Consider the following 387-nt stretch of genomic DNA (forward strand, 5'->3'; position numbering starts at 1 on the left):
GGCAGCCGCTCGCCCACCACCAGCACGGCGAGCACGGCGGCCACGACAGGCTCCGCCAGCGAAAGCGTTGTGGCGGTGCTGGCGCGGACCCGCGCGAGGCCGAGGCCGAACAACACGTAGCCGGCGAACATGGGGACCAGTGCCATGTAGGCCCCCACGGCGACGTTGCCCCACGAGGCCAGCAGCGGAGCGCCGGTGGCCAGCAGCACCGGCATCAGCAACAGTCCGCCCAGGCCGAACATGGCGCCCATGGCGGCGCGTGCGGGCACTCCGCCGCCGATGATCCGATGCGCCGCCCAGGAGTAGAGGGCGTAGGTCAGTCCCGCCAGCAGGCCCAGGGCAATGCCCGCCATTGTGCCGCCCGCGCCCCCGGCAGCGTCGCCGTCC

General features: G+C 73.9%; 1 protein-coding gene. It reads right to left on the reverse strand.

Annotated features, from left to right (window positions below; genetic code table 11):
• Positions 1 to 387 (reverse strand): EamA family transporter (locus tag AC5RUJ_RS18620; protein ID WP_494156560.1); only part of this gene is annotated, 387 nt, incomplete at both ends.

Source organism: Arthrobacter sp. Y3223164 (genome assembly GCF_059091005.1).